The following is a 6,282-nucleotide window of genomic DNA, read 5'->3' on the forward strand; positions in this document are numbered from 1 at the left end:
CCCGATGGCACGCTCGGCTTCGGCGAACTAGATCGCGCCGCCAATCGCGTCGCGCGAGCCTTGCGCGCCCGCGGTGTCTCGCGGGGCGGCGACGTTGCGGTGATGATGCCGCGMGGTGCCGAACTGGTGATGGCGCTGCTCGGGGTGCTGAAAGTGGGCGCCGCCTATGTGCCACTGGAATCCGGCCTGCCGCCTGCGCGGGCGGCCCGCATCCTGGACACGCTGCAGGTGCGGCTGCTCGTCACCGCGACGGCCGGCCTGGATGCAGCGCGATCGGTGCAGGCCGCGGCACCGTCGCTGGACACGCTGCTGGCCATCGAGGACTGCTCCGCCTATGACTGTGCGCCGCTGGCGACGCTGGCTGAACCAAGCGATGTGGCCTACACCATCTTCACGTCCGGTTCGACCGGCGTGCCCAAGGGTGTGCGGGTGCAGCACGCGCCGGCGGTGAACCTCTGCGACTGGGTCAACCGCAGCTTCGGCGTCGGCCCCGGCGACCGGCTGTTCTTCGTGACCTCGCCGTCGTTCGATCTCTCGGTCTACGACATCTTCGGTGCCCTGGGCGCAGGTGCCGGCGTGCGCGTAGCCACCGACGCCGAGTTGCGCGACCCCGAGCGGCTGTACCGGGTGCTGAAGGACGAAGGCATCACGTTCTGGGACTCTGCGCCGGCCACGTTGCAGCAGCTCGAKCCGCTCTTCGAGGTGCCCGGCGCGCCGCTGCCGGCACTGCGCCTGGTGTTCCTCAGCGGTGACTGGATCCCGGTGCAGCTGCCCGATGCCGTGCGGCGCGCGTTCCCGCGCGCCGAGGTGGTCTCGCTGGGAGGCGCGACGGAGGCCGCCATCTGGTCGAACGTCTTTCGCATCGGCCACGTCGAGCCCGGCTGGGCGAGCATCCCGTACGGCCGGCCGATCCGCAATGCACGCTACTACGTGCTCGACGCCCGGCTGCAGCCGCAGCCGGTGGGCGTGGCTGGCGACCTCTACATCGGTGGCGACTGTCTGGCCCTGGGCTACGCGGCGGCGCCGGCGTTGACGGCGGACCGCTTCACCCCTGACCCCTTCGGCACGCGGCCCGGCGCGCGTATGTACCGCACCGGCGACTTGGCGCGCATGCAGGCCGATGGCACGATGATCTTCCTGGGCCGCAGTGACTTCCAGGTCAAGGTGCGCGGCTTCCGTGTCGAGACTGGCGAGATCGAGGCGGTGCTGTGCCAGCACCCCGCCATCGCGGCGGCGGCCGTCGTCACGCGGGTCGAGATTCCGGGCAGCCTGGTGGCCTACGTCGTCGCCAGCACGCCGATCGAAGCCGCGGCCCTGCGCGCCCATGCCGCCGCGCAATTGCCGGACTACATGCTTCCGGCGGCCTTCGTGGCCGTCGATGCGCTGCCGATGAATGCCAACGGCAAGCTCGACCGCCAGGCCCTGCCGGCGCCGCTGCCGATCGCGTCGGCGCTGGAACGCATCGCGCCATGCGACGCGCTGGAAGCCCAGGTTCACCGCACCTGGGCGGCCGTGCTGGGCCACGGCGAGTTCGGCGTCACCGACAACTTCTTCGAGATCGGCGGCCATTCGCTGGGTGCGTTCCAGGTGGTCTCGCGCCTGCGCGCAGCGCATGGCGTCGATCTGCCGCTGCGCGAACTGTTCCTGTCGCCAACGGTGCGCACGCTGTCGGCGTGCCTGCGCGCCGCAGAGGCCCTGGCTGCAACGGCGTGTGCGCTGCCGGCGGCGACGACCACACCGGTCTTCGATCTCGCCGACCTGCTCGACGACATCGCAACCGACACTTCGAGGATCCCGACAGCATGATCGACCTCATCGAACGCCTGCAGCAGCTGACCCCGGCGCAGCAGGCCCAGCTGGCCCAGCGGCTGCAGACTGACGGTGGGCGCTACGGCGTTGCTCCACTGTCGTTCACCCAGCAGCGCATGTGGCTGCTGGACCAGTTCGACCCCGGCAGTCCGGCCTACCACGTCTGCGGCGTCCTGGAGCTGGACGGCACACTCGATGTCGCGGCGCTCGAAGCGGCGCTCGGGGCGCTGGTGGATCGGCATGCCGCGTTGCGCACCGCCTACCTGATGCTCGAAGGCCAGGTCCTTCAGAGCGTGCGGCAAAACGTGGCCATCACGCTGGAGCATTTCGACCTGTCGGCGCTGCCGGAACTCGAACGCCGCGGCGCGGCGCTGCAGCGGGCCCGCGAGCGAGCCGACGCATCGTTCGACCTGACGCGGCCGCCGATGATGCGTGCCACGCTGCTGCGGCTAACGCCGAAATCGCACTGGCTGGTGCTGACCATCCACCACATCGCTTGCGACATGGTCTCCATGGGCATCATCCAGCACGACCTGATGGCCCTGTATGACAGCTGGCGCCGGGGCGGAACCGCCATGGTCCTGCCCGAGGCGGCCTACCAGTACACGGACTTCTGCCGGTGGCAACGCGCGGCCGTCGATGGGCCCGACATTGCGGCACAGGGCGACCACTGGCGGCAACGCCTGGCGGGCATGCCGGCGCGGCTGCACCTGCCGGTGGACCGCACGCCGCCCGCGCGCCCCAGCCTGCGCGGCCTGGCTGCGCCGTACCGGCTCGACAGTGCCCGCAACCGGGCGCTGCGCGAGTTGGCGCAGCGTCGGCGCGCCACGCCCTTCATGGCCATGCTGGCCGCCTATGCCGCCTGGCTGGGGCGACATTCCGGCCAGCGCGACGTGATCATCGGCTCGCCCATCAGCAACCGCTCGCGGCCCGAATGGGCGCAGGTCGTCGGCTACTTCCTCAACACGCTGCTGCTGCGCATCGACCTGGGCGGCCGGCCTACGTTCGAGCAGCTGATCGACCGTGTTCGCGAAGTGTGCCTGGACGCCTACGCCCATGCCGACCTGCCCTTCGAACGCCTGGTCGACCTGTTGCAGCCGGGCCGGGAGATGTCCCGTCGGCCGCTGTTCCAGGCCCTGTTCGTCCACCAGCACCGACCACCGCCAGAGGTGGTTGCGGCCGGACTGGTGTGGCGCCACGTCGACCTGCCGATCCACACCATGGTGGCCGACATCGGCTTGTGGAGTGTCGATGCGCCAGGCGAGCTCGATGGCTTCATGGCCTGCGACGCCGACCTTTTCGACGCGACCACGACCAGTCGATTCGCGGCGCGTCTGCAGACCCTGCTGGGGGAACTGGTCGCGCACCCGCAGCGGCCGCTGGACCGCACGCCCTGGTTCGACGACTCGGAGCGACGCGCGATCGTCGCCGCCAGCAGCGGCCCCCACGCGCAGCCGTGCGACCTCTGCCTGCACGAGCTGATCGCCGAGCAGGCGATTCGCACGTCGCAGGCACCGGCGCTGTCCTTCGACGGCGGACAGTTGTCCTACCGCGACCTCGACCATCGCGCCAACGCGCTGGCCCACAGGCTGCATCGCGCCGGGGTCGGATCCGAGTCGCGGGTGGCGGTGATGGTCGAAAGGTCCCCCGAACTGGTCCTCGGCCTGTTGGCTGTCCTGAAGGCTGGTGGCGCCTACGTGCCGCTGGACCCGGACTACCCGCCGCAGAGGCTGGCCTACATGCTGAAGGACTGCGGTGCGCAAGTGCTGCTGGCCACGCGGAATACTGTCGCGTCGCTGGGCGCGGCCGGCGAGGGGCTGACGACCCTGCTGCTCGACGAACTCGCCGCTGAGCAGGCCGCACTTCCACCACCCAGCGGCGTGCGGCCGGACCACCTGGCCTACGTGATCTACACGTCGGGGTCCACCGGCCGGCCGAAGGGGGCGATGAACAGCCACCGCGGCGTCGTCAACCGCCTGCGCTGGATGCAGCAGACCTATCCCCTCGACGCCACGGACAGCGTGCTGCAGAAGACGCCAAGCAGCTTCGACGTTTCGGTATGGGAGTTCTTCTGGCCCCTGCTGACGGGGGCAACGCTGGTGCTGGCGCGCCCCGGCGGCCACCGGGACCCGGCCTACCTGGTCGAGCTGATCCGCAGCGCTGGCATCACGACCCTGCACTTCGTGCCCTCGATGTTCCGCGCCTTCGTCGATCAGCCGGACATCGGCGCGCTGGTCAGCCTGCGCCGCGTCTTCTGCAGCGGCGAGGCGCTGACACCGGACCTGGTGCAGCGCTTCGCTGCCGCGTCTTCGGCCGAACTGCACAACCTGTACGGCCCGACCGAGGCAGCGATCGACGTGACGCACTGGCCATGCAGCCGCAAGGACCGCACCGTTGTGCCGATCGGGTACCCGGTCGCCAACACACAGATCCACATCCTCGACGAGCGGCTCGAGCCGGTGCCTCTCGGCGTGCCGGGCGAGCTGTGCATCGGTGGTGCGCAGGTCGGCCGAGGCTACCTGGGCCGGCCCGGGCTGACCGCCGAGCGGTTCGTGCCCGACCCCTTTGCCGGTGGTGGTGCGCGCCTGTACAGAACCGGCGACCGCGCCCGCCGGCGCGCCGACGGCGCGATCGAGTACCTGGGCCGCGAGGACGACCAGGTGAAGGTGCGCGGGTGGCGCATCGAACTGGGCGAGATCGAAGCTGCGCTGAACGCCCACCCCCAGGTGGCCGCGGCCACGGTGCTGGCACGGCCGGGTCCTTCGGGCGAGCCGATGCTGCTGGGTTACGTTGAACGCCGCAGCGGCCTGGAGAGCGCCGTCGACGACGTCCAGCACATCGGCGATTGGGCCGCGGTGTACGACCGGTCGTACGGCGGTGCGGCCACCGTCGACCCGACCTTCGACACGCGCGGCTGGAACAGCAGCTATGACGGTCAGCCGGTCCCGGCGCCGCAGATGCGTGCCTACGTCGAGTCTCGCGTTTCCGCCGTACTCGCACTGAAGCCGCGTCGGGTGCTCGAAATCGGTTGCGGCACGGGCCTGATCGTCCAGCGGCTGGCCCCGCACTGCGAACGCTACGTGGCGACCGACATCTCGCAAGTGGCGCTGGCCCGCGTGGCGGCGCTGGCGGCAGCGGACCCGGCGCTCGCCCATGTCGAACTGCTGGCGCGCGATGCGCTCGACCTGACCGGCTGGGAGGACGCTGCCTTCGACACCGTGGTGGTGAACTCCGTCAGCCAGCACTTCCCCAGCACGGCCTACATCGAAAGGCTGCTGGATGCCCTGCAGCGCGTCGTCGCAGCCGGCGGCTGCATCTTCATCGGCGACGTGCGGCGGCTGGACATGCAGCGGCTGCTGCACGTGTCGGTCCAGGCGCACCGGGGAGGAACGGACTGCGGGAGCCTCGCCTTGCGGCAGCGTGTCGAGGCGGCCATCGCGCGCGAGCAGGACCTGGTCCTGTCACTGGACCTGTTCGGTCGCTGGGCCGGACGCGACAACCGCCGCCACGCCGTCTTCGAACTCGAGCGCGGAGCCTTCGACAATGAGTTCACACGATTCCGGTGCGATGCGCTGCTGTTCCTGGACCGGGCGCCGGTCGAGGGCGGTCCAAGCGTCGCTTGGGCTGACTTGCCCGACCTCGACGCGGTCGCGCAGCGACTCACCGTGGCCGGCGGACTGCTGCAGGTCGTGGACATCCCGAACTCCCGCCTGAGCAGCGTCTTCGCACTGGAGCGCTGGCTGGACGGACAGACCGACACCGTTGCCGATGTGCCCGGCGGCGTGCACCCCGATGATCTGCACCGCCTGGCCGCCGGCGCCGGCTGCAGCCTGTCGCTGCGCCCTGCCCGCTCGGGCCTCACCGAGTGCATGGATGCCCAGTTCCGACCGGCCAACGCGGCCCCCGTCGCCGTTGCCGCGCTGGCACCGCCAGTGCTGGGGGCATGCGGCGCGCCGCTCTCGAACGAAGGCTGGCGCTGCAGCGACGAGACGGCGCTGTCGAACATGCTGGCCGAGTACCTGCGCCAGCACCTGCCGGCCCACATGGTGCCCGAGCGCTTCATCATGGTCGAACGCATGCCGCTGTCGCCCAGCGGCAAGGTCGACCGCCAGCGGCTGCCCGAGCCGCTGGCGCCGACGGGCGCCGCCACCACCGCAGTCGCGCCGCGCGACGAGACCGAGCGTCGCCTGCTGGCCATCTGGGAGGCATTGCTCGGCGTGCGCGGCTTCGGCGTGCGCGACAGCTTCTTCGCCTTGGGAGGCCAGTCCATCCTGGCGGCGCGCCTGATGGCTCGCATCCAGAACGAGTTCCAGCGCAGCCTGCCGCTGGCCACCTTGTTCGAAGGCCCGACGATCGAACACCTCGCGCAAAGGTTGGCGCTGTCAGACACCGCACCGGCAAGTGCGCTCGTGACGATCCGCGCCAGTGCGCCGCGTTCGCCCACGACGGTGCAGCCACGGCCCTTCTTCTGCG

2 protein-coding genes are annotated in these 6,282 nt (G+C 70.6%); both read left to right on the forward strand.

All coding sequences use genetic code 11. The features are described from left to right. Window positions 1-1,806 (forward strand): non-ribosomal peptide synthetase (locus tag AC1DYI_RS23970; RefSeq protein WP_477206644.1); only part of this gene is annotated, 1,806 nt, incomplete at its 5' end. Beyond that, a partial coding sequence (locus AC1DYI_RS23975) for a non-ribosomal peptide synthetase (protein ID WP_477206645.1) occupies window positions 1,803-6,282 on the forward strand: 4,480 nt, incomplete at its 3' end. The genes AC1DYI_RS23970 and AC1DYI_RS23975, both read left to right, overlap by 4 nt.

The sequence above is a fragment of the Ideonella sp. P3_A4 genome, assembly GCF_056403075.1.